Genomic DNA, 15,187 nt, shown 5'->3' with positions numbered 1-15,187 from the left:
CATGGAAGATGTATTAGTAAGTATTATAGTTCCAACCTATAATCATGAAAAGTATATATCAAGTTGTTTAGATAGCATATTAAAACAAAAGACAAATTTTAATTATGAGGTTATTGTTGGAGAGGACCAAAGTAGAGACAATACTAGAGAAATTTGTGAAATTTATGCGCAAAAGCATTCAAATATAATACGCTTATTTTTATGGAATAGGGAAGGTGAAGCATATAAAGAGGATCAGTCAACTGGAAGAAATAATTTTACTCAATGTTATAAAAAAGCTAGAGGAAAGTATATTGCAATTTGTGAAGGAGATGATTACTGGATAGATGAACATAAATTACAGAGGCAGGTAGACTTTCTTCAAGCCAATGAAGACTATAGTTTTTGTTATACTAGATTCAACACATTTAATCAAGAAAACAATAGCTTTAAAATTGATTTTAACGGAAAGTATTTTAAATCTAATCAAGTTTTCATAGATTTTACTCTTGAAACATTTCAAAAAGGGTGGCATATCGGTACTCAAACTTTGGTTTTAAGAAAGCAAAGTTTCAATATTGAAAATTCTAAAAAATTTAAATATTTTAGGGATATATACATAATAGTTGAGCTGTTAAAGAAAGGTAAAGGGGCCTGTTTAAATTTTGTTGGGGCTGTTTATCGCATTCATGGAGGAGGTGTACATTCTTCGGTCTCTGTATTCAATGGGTTTAAAAAAGGTTATCAATGTCATAAAGAGTTGTATTTAAATAATAAAAAAAATGTTTTTTTAAAGAAAAAAATTATGCATTCAGCTCAAAACTTTATTGAAGCTAATATTCAAAATAAAAATATTTTCAAAGCTCTCATATTAAGTATAGAACTGTTTTTTTTAAACTGGTCCCTCGTAGGGTTAATTAAAAACTTTAAAAGAATTGGTTTCACGTTTTTTAATTTTAGGAAATGAAATCTCTAAAAATTGCTTTTGTTGTTGGAGTATTTCCAGCAATTTCAGAAACTTTTATAGTAAATCAAATAGGCGCTCTTAAAGAACAAGGTCATCAAGTAAAGATTTTTTGTACAAGGGAGGTTAACAAACCCCCAGTGATTAATCCACTGGTTACCAAATATAAACTTTTAAAATTATCAACAGAATTTACACCAAATGGTTTCTTAAAAAAGGGCAAAGGTTTTTTAGGTAAATTTAAAATACTTTTAAAAAGCTCAGGCACCAAAGCATTTTTTCCACTACTTAAAACATTTAAGTATCTAACATCGGGTAATATAGATAGAACTAATCAACAATTTTTTAAAGTTTATTTTAAATATTACTTGGTTGTTCATCGTTTTGATGTGGTGCATGTGCATTTTGCTGATAATGCAGTACACCTTCTAGAACAATTGAAAAGATTTAATGGTAAATTGGTCGTAACCTTTCATGGTTATGATGCCCATAACTATCCAATGGATTTTTTTAAAGAATTACATGGCCTAAATCACATAAATTATACAGTTAATACAAATTATATTAAGCAAAAGGTAATACAATTGGGGTTTCCTGAAAATAAGATACAAGTTTTACCTGTCGGACTGGATACATCGTTATTTAAGCCAGAATGTAAGAGTAAAAAAGATTCTTTTATTATTTTATTTGTAGGTAGGTTAATACCTTTAAAAGCACCTCTTTTAGCCATTAAAATTGTTGAGCAGTTAATTGAAATAACGGACAAAAAAATTACTTTCTATATAGTTGGTGAGGGTGATAGTTTTTTTGAGTGTAAAACATACATTGAACAAAATAGCCTTACTGAGTATATTCATTTATTAGGGAGTAAGTCACAAGTTGAAGTTAAGAAGCTAATGGATAGTTCAGATGTGTTTTTGTTTCCAGGTATTGTTGATGATAGGGGGCATTGCGAAGGTCAGGGGTTAGTAATCCAAGAAGCACAGGCTATGCAAGTTCCCGTGATTGTTTCTGATGTAGGCGGCATGAAAGAAGGGGTGCTAGATGGAATTACAGGATATGTTTTACCTACAAAAGATATTAAAGCTTTTGTGGATAAATTATTGTTTTTGAAAAATAATTCTGAAAGAAGAAAAGAAATGGGGGAAAATGGAAGAGCTTTCGTTGTAAAGAATTATGATTCAAGATTTTTAAGTGAAAAATTAGTACATATTTATCAATAACATTTAAAATTCTTATCGCAATTTGAAAATTGATTATAATTTTAGTACTCTTTTTTTTGTTAAAAAACTAATACAGTTTTTACTGGTTTTATTGGTTTTAAGTATTGCAGCAGATTTCATTGTTTCAAATAGAATCAAAAAATCGAATAGTTATGCTAATGGGGAAATACAGATATGGAAAGATATATTAAGTGGAAATGTTAATGATAATCTTCTAATTTATGGCTCATCGAGAGCCATGGTGCATTTTAATTCTAAATTAATTCAAGAACATTTAAAAACTAGTACTTATAATATGGGTATTGATGGCCATAATTTTTGGCTACAATACTTAAGACATAAAAAGATACTGAAGCATAACAAAATACCAAAATATATTATTCTCTCAGTAGGAGATTTTACTTTAGCAAAACGTGAAGATTTATATAATTCGGAACAGTTTTTACCTTTTTTATGCGATTTCGACATCTACAAATATACAAGTGATTATAAAGGGTATTCAAAATTAGATTATGTCATTCCAATGTTAAGATATCGAGGTAAGTTAGAGGTAATTTATGATTTTATTATTAAGGAAAAAAAAGATGTTCCGTACAGGATAAAAGGGTTTAGAGGGATGAAAAGGAGTTGGAACAATGATTTGGAGAATGCCAGAAAAGATATGGAATCGATTCATATTCAGTTGCATCCTGAATCAATAGCATTAATGAAGCAGTTTTTAAGAGAGTGCCAAGATTTGGGAATTAAAACCATTATGGTATACCCGCCTGAATTTATAAAGGGACAGCAGTTTGTTTCTAATAGAGAGGAAATAATTAATATTTATAATGACATAGCAAAATCATTTGAAATTCAATTTATCGATTATTCAAATGATACTATGAGTTATAATAAAGATCTCTTTTATAACAGTATGCATTTAAATGAAAAAGGAGCAAATGCATTTACGCTAAATTTAATTGAAAAAATAAAAGAGATAGAGTTTTTTAACCAATAAGAATGCTATTTAATTCATTAGATTTTGCCATTTATCTTCCAATTGTTTATGCAATATATTGGGGCTTAAATAAAAAATTAAAAGTTCAAAATTTATTCATTGTACTAGCCAGTTATGTGTTTTATGGTTGGTGGGACTGGAGATTTTTAGCGCTTATTACTTTCAGTACATTTATAGATTTCTTTGTTGGTTTACTATTAGTAAAAACAGCACTCACACAAAAGAAAAAACTGTTATTAATTGTGAGCATTGTAACTAACCTAGGGTTATTAGGTTTCTTTAAATATTATAACTTCTTTGTTCTGAATTTTTCACAGGCATTTTTGTTCTTTGGTAGAAATATAGAGGTAGATACTTTAAAAATTATATTACCTGTTGGGATAAGCTTTTATACGTTCCAAACGTTAAGTTATACCATTGATGTATATCGAGGTAAGGTAAATCCAACAAAGGATTTTTTTGCTTTTTCTGCCTTTGTATGCTTTTTTCCTCAACTAGTAGCAGGACCCATAGAGCGTGCTACTAATTTTTTGCCTCAGTTTTTAAAAAAAAGACAATTTGATTATGATTTAGGAATTGATGGTTTAAGACAAATACTATGGGGATTGTTTAAAAAAGTTGTGATAGCAGACAATTGTGCTGTTTTCGTGAATTTAATTTTCAATCAATCTATTGAATATTCTGGAAGTACCTATTTTCTTGGAGCTGTTTTTTTTGCCTTTCAAATTTATGGCGACTTTTCTGGTTATACAGATATAGCTATTGGTACAGCAAAGCTTTTTGGATTTAGGCTAAAACAGAATTTTGCATACCCTTACTTTTCAAGGGACATTGCCGAGTTTTGGAGACGTTGGCATATATCACTTACAACATGGTTTAGAGATTACTTGTATATACCCTTAGGAGGATCAAGAGGTGGGAAATCACAAACTGTACGTAATGTGTTAATTATTTTTTTGGTAAGCGGGTTTTGGCATGGAGCCAATTGGACGTTCATTTTTTGGGGAGCGGCTAACGCTCTTTGTTTTTTGCCTATTATATTACGTAATAAGCATAGAAAATATTTTAAGATTGTTGCAGATTCATCAGTATTACCATCATTAAATGAGGTAGTTAGAATGTCAACTACATTTTTGCTCACTACGTTATTATGGGTGTTTTTTAGAGCAGATTCAATAAATCATGCGTTTACAATATATTCTGAAATATTTTCATTTTCCATGTTTAAAGTCCCTCTATTTCAAGGAATAAAAAAAGCCCTGTTTGTAATTGTCTTGATTTTTGCTTTTTTACTCGTAGAATGGCATGGTAGAAAACAACAATTTGCTCTGGCTAAAATAGGTTTTACATGGTACAGACCGTTTCGTTTAGCGTTATACTATGTGCTGATAATTATGATTTTTTGGTATAGTGGAAATCAACAAGAGTTTATTTATTTTCAATTTTAGTAACCAATTCAATATAAAATTTAAGGCTTTCTAAATACTTGCAGAATCTCATTTTGTATATTAGCAAAATTAGATTTTAAACTCATGCAGCCTCTAATTTCTATTATTATACCTAACTACAACAGAGCTTCTTTAATTACAGAGTCTTTAGATTCTGTTCTATCCCAAACATATAAACATTGGGAATGTTTGGTTGTTGATGATGGTAGCACAGATAACAGTGAGGCTGTTGTAAAAAAATATACTGAAACAGATAAACGTATAAGGTTTTATAAACGTCCTGAATTTAGAACAAAAGGTGCTAATACCTGTAGAAATTACGGTTTAGAATTAAGTCAAGGAGATTACGTTAATTGGTTGGACAGTGATGATATTATGCATCCTGACAAATTACTTAAACAGTTGGAAGCATTGGAACTATCAAGTTTAAATTATTCCATATGTAAATCTTATGTTTTTGAAAATACAATTGAAAACCTTAATGGGTTAAAGTCTAAGAATATTGCTGCTAAAAATCCATTTCAAGCATTCATATCTAAATTCATAGTAATTCCGGTTCAAGCCTCATTGTTTAGAAAATCATTCTTGTTAGAAAATAATTATAGATACGATGAAGATTTACAAGCGGGTCAAGAATGGTTTTTTTTAGCTAAGATTTTTTTTAACTATCCAGAATATGCAGTTGTAGATGAGCCTTTAGACTATATTAGGAGTCATCCTAATAATATTTCAAATCATACCTCTAATAAAAAATATTGGCATTATTTTTTAGCTAGATTTAAACTCTATAATGAGCTTAAAGATCAGTTAACAATTGAGAATACACACACCTTGCATATTTTCTTTCTGTTTGTTTTTAAGTTATTTGTAAGGTTTAAAGATTTTAAAGAGGCATGGTATGTTTGGTGTAAATGTTTAGTGCCATATCATAAGTTAAGTTTAAGAGACCATATAAATTTGGTCTTTGGTAGTTTATTAAAATACTTTTTTAATAAAGGAGATGGGTATTTGGGTAAGGTCTCTTTATATGAATAGTAATAAAGGTTATGGGTTTTAGAAGTAAGATATCAATAACTAATGTCAAAAAATTCACTGCGCTTTTAAAGTATGCCTTTAACCTTAAAAAAAATCATGCATTAAATAAAACAGTAAGGCATCAAATTAAAAATTACAAAGCGATTCCCATAATAATCATAAGTTTTAATCAATTATATTATTTGGAGAAACTCATTACTTTTTTATTAAATAATGGGTATGCTAATATTGTCATTATAGACAATAATTCTACTTATAAACCACTTTTACAATATTTCAAAACTATTAAAGATAAGGTTACAATATATCGTTTAAAAACCAATCATGGTCATCTGGCACTATGGAAAAACCAAACTATTTTTAAGGCGCATTGTAAGGGATATTATGTAGTAACTGATGCCGATGTGGTTCCTGTAACAGAGTGTCCTGAAGATTTTATGTTACATTTTCGTAAGTTGTTGAACAAAGCTTGGGACAGAACCAAAGTTGGCTTTTCCTTAAAGTTGGATGATATTCCAGAAACTAACCCCAGCAGATCTAAAATCATGAACTGGGAGTCTAAATATTGGACCACTAAAATTCACGATGTAGCTTTTAAAGCAGAGATTGATACCACTTTTGCTTTATATAGGCCGGGGTATAAATATAAACTTAAAGATTTTACAAAGGCATGGCGAACCGATTATCCTTTACAGGCCATTCATGGGGGGTGGTATATCGATATTGATAATTTAACCGAAGAACAGGAATACTATATAAAGACAGCCAATCAATCGGCTTCGTGGAACATCAATACAAAAGGTGAGTTGGTTAATAACATTCATAAACCACTTTATAAGGATGAATGATAAGTCAACCCCCTTAGTCTCCATATGCATACCCACCTATAACGGGGAAACCTATATAGCCAAAGCTCTCGAGTCAGCTATTGCTCAAACCTATACCAATTTAGAGATTGTCGTGTCTGATGATGCATCTACAGATAACACGTTACAAATAGTAGCGACCTTTAAAGAGAAAACCGCCATTCCCATTAAAGTCTACCAGCATACACCAGCAGGTATTGGTGCCAATTGGAACCATTGTGTAAAACAGGCTCAAGGGAATTATATCAAATTTTTATTTCAGGATGATGTATTAGAACCCCATTGTATCGAAATCATGATGGACTTAGCACTAAAAAACCCTAAAGTGGGATTGGTATATTGTAAGCGTTCGTTTCTATACAATCATTTAACCTCAAAAATTCAGGAGTTTGTGGCTTATTACGGTAATTTACACACCTATTGGCAGGATATTAAAGTAGAACAAGGGGTGCTACATGGGAAGTCCTATTTAAAAGACCGCCAGTTTTTAAATAGCCCCAAGAATAAAATAGGCGAACCCACAGCCGTGTTATTAAAAAGGGCATGTTTTGATAAAGTAGGCTATTTTAATAAAGCTTTAAAACAAACGCTAGATTGTGAGTTTTGGTATCGGGTCATGAAGTACTATGATATGGGGTTTGTCAATGAAGCTTTAGTTAAGTTCCGTTTACATGATGCGCAAGCCAGTGCCATAAATAAACAACGCCCTATTCCAGATAAAGCCTTACTGTATAAGCAATATTACAAGCATTTGTTTTGGTATTTACACCCCAAAAACCAATTAAAACTATTAAAATTATACCACCCGGTGTTTAAAGGATTGGTATCTTTAAAACAAAAATGGCATGCTCAAAAGTAACCCCTTAGTGACCATTTTATTACCGGTATATAACGGCGAAAACACCATAAAGGCTACTTTAGAGAGTTTATTGGCGCAAACCTACCCACATTTTGAAATCTTGGTAGGCATTGATGGAACCTATGATGGCTCTCAAGCCATTGCAGAAAGCTTTAAAGATGCCAGAATTAAAATCATACAACACCCCCAAAATTTAGGACTAGCCAATAACCTAAATGCATTAATACAAGCCAGTGCACCACAGTCTGAGTTTTTAGCCATGGCAGAACAAGATGATGTCTATGTGCCCGAGCGACTACAGTGGCAAGTAACCGTCATGCAACAACACCCAGAGGTGGGTTTGGTATCTGGCATAGCGGTCTTTAAAGGAGATAGCAAGGATGTTCGCTTTCCTGGTATTTTATGTAATGGCAATCCATTTCCACAGGGAGAGGTGCTGTTTAAGTATTTATATGAAAACCAACTAAAGGTGGTCAATACCTGTATGATGATACGTAAAACGGTACATAAAGAAAACCAACTGCAGTTTAATAACACCTATGGTAATTTTAATGTAGACTGGGATTATGTATTGCGTTTTGCTTTGGTATCTCAGGTATATGGTATCCCTAAAGTGTTGGTACACATGAACCGGTCTACAAAAAGGCAATCGGTTACTACCAATAAATGGGGGCAGTTTAAAGCCTCTAGACAATTACTCAAAGATTTTAAAAAGGAGTTTCCTGAAATGGTTAGCAGGAAATTGTATTCTAAAGCACTTAAAGTACACCGAAAAATTGAGTTGGGAAACCGCAATAAATTTAGTATGGTATGTTATGGTCTATGCTATTTTTTGTTGTATTTTGATTTCTATTATGTTAGGTATGTAATGAATAGATTTAAAAAAATTAAATGGGAAAGGAATTAAAATTAAATGACATAGGGGTGGTGATACCTGTAAGAGAAGGTAGTTCTAGAATTAAGAATAAAGTATTATTACCTTTTGGTACGGATGAAACATTATTAGAATGGAAAATAAATCAATTAAAGCAGGTGATTTCAAGCCATCAAATTATTGTTAGTACCGATTCACAAAAGTTAATTGATATAGCAAAAAACAACAATGTTAAATATAGTGTTAGGGAGAAATATTTATGTGAAGATCATAAAGCTAGTTTTAATGAAGTCATTTGTGGAGTTGTTAAATCTGTTGAATATCCAATTATTGCTTGGGTAACTGTAGTTGTACCTTTAATGAGACCAAAGGAATATTTAAATGCTTTTAAAAAATATCTTGAGATAGTTAATGATAAAAATTCTACCTATGATTCCTTAGCTTCATTTAATTTACTAAAGGAATATTTATGGGGAGAAAACCAACCAATAAATTACAGAGCAGACAAACACCATACAGTAAGTCAAGATTTACCTAATATATACAGAATAACTAATGGATTGTACATGTATGATAAAAAGAGTATTTTAAAAAAAGAGTATTTTTTAGGTCATAATCCTTATAAATTTTTAGTTGATAAAGTTTCTGGAGTAGACATCGATGAAATCGAAGATTATAATATGGCTTTGAGTTTGTATTCCTATTATCTAGAAAATATCTAATTATAATTTATGACAGTTGGTTTGGCTTACAAAAAAAAGGTCAATTCTATTTGGAGAAAATGGCTTAAAGTAGAGCACTCAGGATTAAATATTGGAAGATTAATGGCTAATGAGATTTTCTACGTTTGCCATTATGATAGTAAGTTGAGAAAACGTTCTAAAGATAAAACTTACACTCTTATTTTAAGACTCCTAAAAGCAGTTATTTTTACTAAAATAGAGACCCCATTTGATTTTAATTCAACTTTCAAGGATATTTTTTTTCTTCATCAAGAAGATAACAGAAAAGACTATCAAGAACAATGTAATTACGTTTTAAAGCAATTAAAAAATTATCCTTTTACCGAAATTTTTGTAAATAAAGACAAAGTTTTGAAAGAAAAGATTAAGCCTGTACAGTCTTTTAAAAAAGTGGGGCTTCTAACTAAACTAATGTTTTATACTTTTAGTAGTAGCAGTAATTATGATTCTCATGGTGCATATCATAATTTGAAGTTTTATAGAAACTCTCTTTTGTACTACGATTACTATTTGTACTTGTTTAAGGTGCTTAAAGAAGCTAAAATAAAAATACTAATAACTTTTTGTGATGCCAAAGAGTATGCGAACTTATTTACTCAAGCTGCAATAAACCTAAAAGCAGTGACTGTTACTCAACAACATGCTTTATACATAGGAATGAACGATAGCAGCTATTCACAACCTGTCTTAAATTATAGAAATTTAATATCTGATTATTTTATGGCATGGGGTAAGTCAATTAATGAGCAATGGAATGGAGTGGGGTTTGATTTTACAAAGATTGTATACTCAGGAACGAATTTACCCAAGGGTATTGACATACAAGAAAAAAAGGGTTTTTATATGCCAAAGAAAAACGTTTTTGGGGTTATTCTAAGTGCAGAGTATTGGAGAAAATCTAATATTGAAATGTTAGAAATTGCCCATAAATTTTCACAAGAAAACAGTTATGAATTTCAAGTTTTATTTCATCCATCTAATAAGATTTTTGAATATATAGATATAATCAATTATATAAATGAAAATCAGTGCTTTCAAAATCTTAAAAATCTTGATGATTTTATTATGGAAAAGCGATTTATACTCTGTCATACAACAAGTCTATATTTACGTTCATTAATTAATAAGAGAAAGTGCTTTAGATTTAAAGATGATAATTTTATTGATGTTGGAGGGATGCCTGACGATATTTTTGAAAGCAAAGCAGATTTCGAAATGAAGTTTAAAAATGGATTGGAATATTCAAACATTGAATTGAATGAAATTAGCTCTATAATAGCATCGCATTATGGAGAAGAAAACATGAATTATATTAATGCTTTGGAGACTATATTAAAAAAAGAAAGAATTAGTATTAATAGGAGTTAACAAAATTATTGAAAATGAAATTAATTGGTAAATCCAAATACTACTTGAAAAAGTTAATCTTTCCTATGCTAGAAGCCATTATAGGAGATTTTTATTTTAAATGTAAGGGGTTTTGTCCTTGTTGTGATAAACAAGTTGAATTTGTTTCTCATAATAGTTGGCTTAGAGATTTCTTTAAGTGTAACAATTGTGGTTCTATTCCAAGAGAGAGAGCTTTAATGTTAACAATAGAAAAGTATTACCCAAATTGGAAGCAGTTAAAAATTCATGAATCATCACCAAACAATAGAGGCCATAGTCAAAAACTTAGGAGGTTGGCAAAATATTATAAAGAGACACAATTTTATCCAAATGAACAGTTAGGGGCATTAGTCAAAAATGTTCAAAATGAAAATTTAGAATGTCAAACTTTTGATGATTCTAGCTTTGATTTAGTTATAACTTCTGATGTCATGGAGCATATTTATAATCCAGAAATGGCATTTAGAGAAATACACAGAACTTTAAAATCAGGAGGCGCTCATATCTTTAGTGTTCCTTTAGTTAACAAGTTCAATCCAACCCAGCGATGGGCTAAAAAAGGCGAAGATGATAGTCCTGTTTTTTTGTATGAACCTGAATGGCACGGAAATCCCATAAATAAAAAAGGCTCTCCAGTAACTATGCATTGGGGATATGACATAGTTGAGTTTATTAAAGAATATGTTGATGCTGATACTAAAATAGAGTATATCAATAATTTAGATTTTGGAGTAAGGGCTGAGTATATAGAGATTGTAGTTGCCAAAAAGAAGAATAATGAGTGATTATAATATCGATTTGACTAAAAAATGTAATTAAAAAATAGTTTGTTGAAAATGAAGGTTAGATTAATTGCTTTTGTATTACCTCAGTTCCATCCTATACCTGAAAACGATAAATGGTGGGGTTTAGGGTTTACAGATTGGACCAATGTAAAAAAGGCTAAACCCCTATTTAAAGGGCATTACCAGCCCCATGTACCAACAGAATTAGGATATTATGATTTAAGAGACTCTCAGGCCAGAGAAGCACAGGCAAATTTGGCAAAAGAATATGGTATATATGGATTTTGTTATTACCACTATTGGTTTAATGGTAAACGCCTACTTAATTATCCTTTAGATGAAATGATTAAATTAGGTAAACCTAACATGCCTTTTATGTATTGTTGGGCTAACGAAAATTGGACCAGACGTTGGGATGGTAAGGATGATGAAATTCTTATCAAGCAAGAATATTCTAAAGAGGATGATAAAGCGCATATGAGATGGCTATGCGAATTTGTTTTTTCTGATGAAAGGTACATTAGAATAAATGATTGTCCTGTTTTTATGGTTTACAGAGATGAGTTACTGCCTAATATAAAAGAGACGGCAAGTACTTGGCGTCATATAGCAATGAAAGAGTTTGGTTATAAAGGGTTATATTTATGTGCTACAGAAAGTTTTAGAAATGTTAAAGACCCAGCCAGTATAAATTTTGATGCAAGTGTGGAATTTGCTCCACATGAGTTAATAAAACATAAACTAAAGAATACATTCATAGACAAGATTTTATTTAGACTTAAGATAAAAAAAAGAGATGGTTTGCATAAACGAAATTATAAATTGGCTGTAGAGTTTAGTACGCAAAGAAAAATGCCAGACTATAAACTTTACAGGTGTGTAGCACCATCATTTGATAATGTTGCAAGAAAACAAGAAAGTGGAGTTGTGGTATTAAATAGTTCTCCTAAAAGATATTATAATTGGCTTAAAACATTAATTGAAAATTTTCATCCATTTTCTAAAGAAGAAGATTTTCTTTTTATTAATGCCATGAATGAGTGGGGGGAGGGTAATCATTTAGAACCTTGTAAAAAATTTGGAAAAGCCTACCTTAAAGCCACAAAAAAAGCTTTGACTAAAGCTAAAGTAAAATTAAAAACTTAGATAGATTGGCAGAAGGTGGAGATAAATTAAAATTATTAGTAATAATTCTGAACTTTAATAGTTATAGGGACACTATTAATTTATACAGGTTAATTAATGATTTTCTAGCATTCAGAAAGTCGATATTAATAGTTGATAATAACTCAAATAAGATAGATCAGGAGTTGTTAAAGAAAGAAATCCCCTCAAAAAATTTAATAATAAATAAAAAGAACAAGGGCTATGGTTCAGGAAATAATATTGGGTTAAAAAAAGCAGTTAATGAGTCATATGATTACGCACTTATTTTAAATCCAGATATTAGATTAGAGGAGAAAACAATTTTAGAACTATTAAAGGAACTGGAAAAGGATTCTGAACTTGTGGCTGTAGGGCCTAGAATTTGTTTTAGGAATCAACCTGAGTTGATTTACTCAGATGGAGGACTTGTTAATGCCTCTCTGGGGTTTAGGTCATCACACTTAAATTACAAAAAGAATGTTAAAGATAAAAGCCTGTTAAAAAAAACTATAGATTATATAAATGGGAGTTGTTTGATGGTACGTATTTCTTCTTTGAAAAATATAGGAATGTTTTTGGATACTTTTTTTCTATATTATGAAGAAACTGAATGGTGTTTAAGAGCCAAACAGCTAGGTTATAAAATAAAGGTTAATACAAATGTAATAGCTTACCATTCTACAAGTAATAAAAATGGATTATACCACTTTTACATGACAAGAAACAGGCTCTTAATAGCAAAGCGGTTTAATAAATATTTTTGGAGAACTACTAAAATAGTGTTAATGGGTTTAATTAAGGAATCTAAGAACGTAATTTTAAGTAAAAAGCAAAGGTCTCCTTTTTTGATTAAAAAGTTTAAAGGTTTTATTAGCGGAATATTTTCCAAAATTGAAAGATATGAAGGTGTTTTTACCCTTTCAAAGGAACAACAATAGTTTTATTGATGAAATTGAATATTATTTTGAAGGAAGCTTTATTTATGGAGATTTGTATGATTACAAAGCTGACTATCAAATAGTAAATATTCATTGGCCAGAAGCCATATTTAGGTGGCAAAACCCAACAGATGCAGATTTAGAAGAGCTTGAAAGGTGTTTGAAACTATGGAAAGCTAAATCTAAGATTGTATATACTTGTCATAATACTTTACCACATAATACCCAATTGACTAATGCAGAAAAGCTTTATTATTTAGTATTAAAATATGCTGATGGATTTATACATTTGGGAACTTATGGAAAAAATCAATTAATTAATACTTTTGATTTTATCAAAAATAAAAGTCATACAATAATACCACATCCACTATATTTAAAATATAAAAAGGAAGTAAAGATTAATAAGGCTAAAAATTATTTAGGGGTAAATGAAAATGCTAAAGTTGTTTTAGTTTTTGGTAAAATAAGAACGAAGCAAGAACGAAAGCTTATCTTGGGAGCTTTTGGTAAATTAAACGTTAAAAATAAACTACTTTTAGTTTCAAGAATGCCTTATTTTTTAGATTGGGTGCCCTCATGGCGACTTAAAGTTTTATTAAAAAAAATAGTTAGATTCTATTACAGTTTGTTTTCTAAGTATAAATTCTTTTATGATTTTGTTAAGAAAGAAGATGTAGCTTTGTTTTTTACTGCTGCTGATGTAGTGTTTATTCCAAGGTTTAATCATTTAAATTCGGGTAATGTGTTCTTGGCTTTTTCATATAATAAAACCGTAGTAGGTCCAAAAACAGGAAATATTACAGAGAATTTAAACAATGAATGTCATTATTTATATGATCCTTCTAGTATAACATCTGCAAGTAAAGCTTTAAAAAAAGCATTGTGTCATAGAAAAACGTATAATTATTTAGAAGTATATACACCTAATCTGCCGTTTAATGTTTCTAAAAGTTATAGTAATTTTTTGTTATCCCAGTTAAATGATTCAAAATAACCTGATATCCATTATTATACCTACTTACAATAGAGCAAAATTATTAGGAGCCACTATAGAATCTGTTATAAACCAAACCTATACTAATTGGGAGTGTATTGTTGTAGATGACGGCAGTACAGATGATACAGAAAAGCTTGTTAAGTCTTATTCGTTAAATGACTCAAGAATAAAATATTTTTTACGTCCAAAATCGTACCCTAAAGGGGCTAGTTCATGTAGAAATTATGGTTATAAAATGTCTAAGGGGCAATATATTAATTGGTTAGATAGTGACGATTTAATTCATGAAGATAAGCTAAAGTATCAGGTAAAATGTTTAAATGATAATGAGAAACTGGATTTTGTGGTGTCACAAACGTACTTTTTTAAAGACGAAATAAAAAAAAATGATACAGTTTGGAATCAAAAATTAATAAGTAAACTACCATATAAAGATTTTATAATGAATAAAATAGGGTGGTCAACTAATGCTCCATTATGGAGAGAATCGTTTTTGAAGGGAAAAGAACTTTTTAATATAAACTTGAAGTCTTCGCAAGACTGGGAGTTTCATGCTAAAATGTTACTTTTTAAGCCGATTTATGAAATAGTGAAAGGGAAAATGGTTTTTGTTAGACTAGAAAATAAAGATAGAATAGGTAATTCAATAAATATTAATAGACGCTATAACAGGTATCAATCATCTAAGCTTGTTTATAAAAAGCTTGAAGAAAAAGGATTTTTAGATGAAGAATTAAAAGAATATTTTTTTAATTACCAGTTTGAGAATTATACAAAATTCTTAAGAAACTACGAACCTATTTGTAAAGAAATAAAAACCGAACTTCATAAAATAGATTCTAGAATATTGAATTATACCAAAGTTGAATTAACTAGGGTGATATATTATTTCCTATTTCAGTTACGTTTGATAAAGCGGTTTTTTAAAATAAAATTTTAAT

15 protein-coding genes are annotated in these 15,187 nt (G+C 30.1%); all 15 read left to right on the top strand.

Annotated features, from left to right (window positions below; genetic code table 11):
* Position 1: 1 nt before the first annotated feature.
* The 15 genes from DFQ02_RS08645 (at position 2) to DFQ02_RS08575 (ending at position 15,186) form a co-directional block, all read left to right on the top strand.
* Positions 2-946: a glycosyltransferase family 2 protein gene (locus tag DFQ02_RS08645; RefSeq protein ID WP_116524024.1), complete on the top strand. Its 945-nt coding sequence runs from the start codon at positions 2-4 to the stop codon at positions 944-946.
* The gene (locus DFQ02_RS08640) at positions 943-2,166 is read left to right on the top strand and encodes a glycosyltransferase (RefSeq protein WP_116524023.1); all 1,224 of its coding nucleotides are present in this window, start codon (positions 943-945) and stop codon (positions 2,164-2,166) included. Before DFQ02_RS08645 ends, DFQ02_RS08640 begins: the two co-directional genes overlap by 4 nt.
* A 22-nt stretch (positions 2,167-2,188) precedes the next feature.
* Positions 2,189-3,163: a hypothetical protein gene (locus tag DFQ02_RS08635; protein WP_116524022.1), complete on the top strand. Its 975-nt coding sequence runs from the start codon at positions 2,189-2,191 to the stop codon at positions 3,161-3,163.
* A gap of 2 nt (positions 3,164-3,165) precedes the next feature.
* Positions 3,166-4,611: an MBOAT family O-acyltransferase gene (locus DFQ02_RS08630; RefSeq protein WP_116524021.1), complete on the top strand. Its 1,446-nt coding sequence runs from the start codon at positions 3,166-3,168 to the stop codon at positions 4,609-4,611.
* 84 nt (positions 4,612-4,695) lie between these two features.
* On the top strand, positions 4,696-5,646 hold the full coding sequence (locus DFQ02_RS08625; protein ID WP_116524020.1) for a glycosyltransferase family 2 protein: 951 nt from the start codon (positions 4,696-4,698) through the stop codon (positions 5,644-5,646).
* Positions 5,647-5,657: 11 nt separating this feature from the next.
* Positions 5,658-6,494, top strand: a complete 837-nt coding sequence (locus DFQ02_RS08620) for a glycosyltransferase family A protein (RefSeq protein ID WP_116524019.1) — start codon at positions 5,658-5,660, stop codon at positions 6,492-6,494.
* Positions 6,487-7,371, top strand: a complete 885-nt coding sequence (locus tag DFQ02_RS08615; RefSeq protein ID WP_116524018.1) for a glycosyltransferase family 2 protein — start codon at positions 6,487-6,489, stop codon at positions 7,369-7,371. The genes DFQ02_RS08620 and DFQ02_RS08615 overlap by 8 nt, the downstream gene beginning before the upstream one ends.
* Complete coding sequence (locus tag DFQ02_RS08610) at positions 7,358-8,278, top strand: glycosyltransferase family 2 protein (RefSeq protein WP_116524017.1); 921 nt, start codon at positions 7,358-7,360, stop codon at positions 8,276-8,278. Before DFQ02_RS08615 ends, DFQ02_RS08610 begins: the two co-directional genes overlap by 14 nt.
* On the top strand, positions 8,263-8,967 hold the full coding sequence (locus DFQ02_RS08605) for an acylneuraminate cytidylyltransferase family protein (protein ID WP_116524016.1): 705 nt from the start codon (positions 8,263-8,265) through the stop codon (positions 8,965-8,967). Before DFQ02_RS08610 ends, DFQ02_RS08605 begins: the two co-directional genes overlap by 16 nt.
* Positions 8,968-8,976: 9 nt before the next feature.
* Positions 8,977-10,356, top strand: a complete 1,380-nt coding sequence (locus DFQ02_RS08600; protein WP_116524015.1) for a hypothetical protein — start codon at positions 8,977-8,979, stop codon at positions 10,354-10,356.
* Between the two features lie 14 nt (positions 10,357-10,370).
* Positions 10,371-11,162, top strand: coding sequence for a class I SAM-dependent methyltransferase (locus DFQ02_RS08595; RefSeq protein WP_220340250.1), 792 nt, complete (start codon positions 10,371-10,373; stop codon positions 11,160-11,162).
* Positions 11,163-11,213: 51 nt separating this feature from the next.
* Complete coding sequence (locus DFQ02_RS08590; RefSeq protein ID WP_116524014.1) at positions 11,214-12,308, top strand: glycosyltransferase WbsX family protein; 1,095 nt, start codon at positions 11,214-11,216, stop codon at positions 12,306-12,308.
* Between the two features lie 5 nt (positions 12,309-12,313).
* A complete protein-coding gene (locus tag DFQ02_RS08585; protein ID WP_181896377.1) occupies positions 12,314-13,246 on the top strand; it encodes a glycosyltransferase family 2 protein in 933 nt (310 codons plus the stop codon).
* The gene (locus DFQ02_RS08580) at positions 13,209-14,243 is read left to right on the top strand and encodes a glycosyltransferase family protein (protein ID WP_116524012.1); all 1,035 of its coding nucleotides are present in this window, start codon (positions 13,209-13,211) and stop codon (positions 14,241-14,243) included. The genes DFQ02_RS08585 and DFQ02_RS08580 overlap by 38 nt, the downstream gene beginning before the upstream one ends.
* Positions 14,230-15,186 carry a glycosyltransferase family 2 protein gene (locus DFQ02_RS08575; RefSeq protein WP_116524011.1) on the top strand — a complete coding sequence of 319 codons (957 nt, stop codon included), beginning with the start codon at positions 14,230-14,232 and terminating at the stop codon, positions 15,184-15,186. The genes DFQ02_RS08580 and DFQ02_RS08575 overlap by 14 nt, the downstream gene beginning before the upstream one ends.
* Position 15,187 lies beyond the last annotated feature (1 nt).

Source organism: Seonamhaeicola aphaedonensis (genome assembly GCF_003386195.1).
In the GTDB taxonomy this organism is placed as follows: Bacteria; Bacteroidota; Bacteroidia; order Flavobacteriales; family Flavobacteriaceae; genus Seonamhaeicola; species Seonamhaeicola aphaedonensis.
The sequence above is the reverse complement of the archived record's forward strand: the minus strand, read 5'-3'. Positions and strand labels throughout refer to the sequence as shown.

Bases quoted from the DNA above. Each gene is read 5' to 3' on its own strand.
- DFQ02_RS08645 (WP_116524024.1), top strand. From the start codon at position 2: ATGGAAGATGTATTAGTAAGTATTATAGTTCCAACCTATAATCATGAA.
- DFQ02_RS08640 (WP_116524023.1), top strand. From the start codon at position 943: ATGAAATCTCTAAAAATTGCTTTTGTTGTTGGAGTATTTCCAGCAATT.
- DFQ02_RS08630 (WP_116524021.1), top strand. From the start codon at position 3,166: ATGCTATTTAATTCATTAGATTTTGCCATTTATCTTCCAATTGTTTAT.
- DFQ02_RS08625 (WP_116524020.1), top strand. From the start codon at position 4,696: ATGCAGCCTCTAATTTCTATTATTATACCTAACTACAACAGAGCTTCT.
- DFQ02_RS08620 (WP_116524019.1), top strand. From the start codon at position 5,658: ATGGGTTTTAGAAGTAAGATATCAATAACTAATGTCAAAAAATTCACT.
- DFQ02_RS08615 (WP_116524018.1), top strand. From the start codon at position 6,487: ATGAATGATAAGTCAACCCCCTTAGTCTCCATATGCATACCCACCTAT.
- DFQ02_RS08610 (WP_116524017.1), top strand. From the start codon at position 7,358: ATGCTCAAAAGTAACCCCTTAGTGACCATTTTATTACCGGTATATAAC.
- DFQ02_RS08605 (WP_116524016.1), top strand. From the start codon at position 8,263: ATGGGAAAGGAATTAAAATTAAATGACATAGGGGTGGTGATACCTGTA.
- DFQ02_RS08600 (WP_116524015.1), top strand. From the start codon at position 8,977: ATGACAGTTGGTTTGGCTTACAAAAAAAAGGTCAATTCTATTTGGAGA.
- DFQ02_RS08595 (WP_220340250.1), top strand. From the start codon at position 10,371: ATGAAATTAATTGGTAAATCCAAATACTACTTGAAAAAGTTAATCTTT.
- DFQ02_RS08590 (WP_116524014.1), top strand. From the start codon at position 11,214: ATGAAGGTTAGATTAATTGCTTTTGTATTACCTCAGTTCCATCCTATA.
- DFQ02_RS08580 (WP_116524012.1), top strand. From the start codon at position 13,209: ATGAAGGTGTTTTTACCCTTTCAAAGGAACAACAATAGTTTTATTGAT.
- DFQ02_RS08575 (WP_116524011.1), top strand. From the start codon at position 14,230: ATGATTCAAAATAACCTGATATCCATTATTATACCTACTTACAATAGA.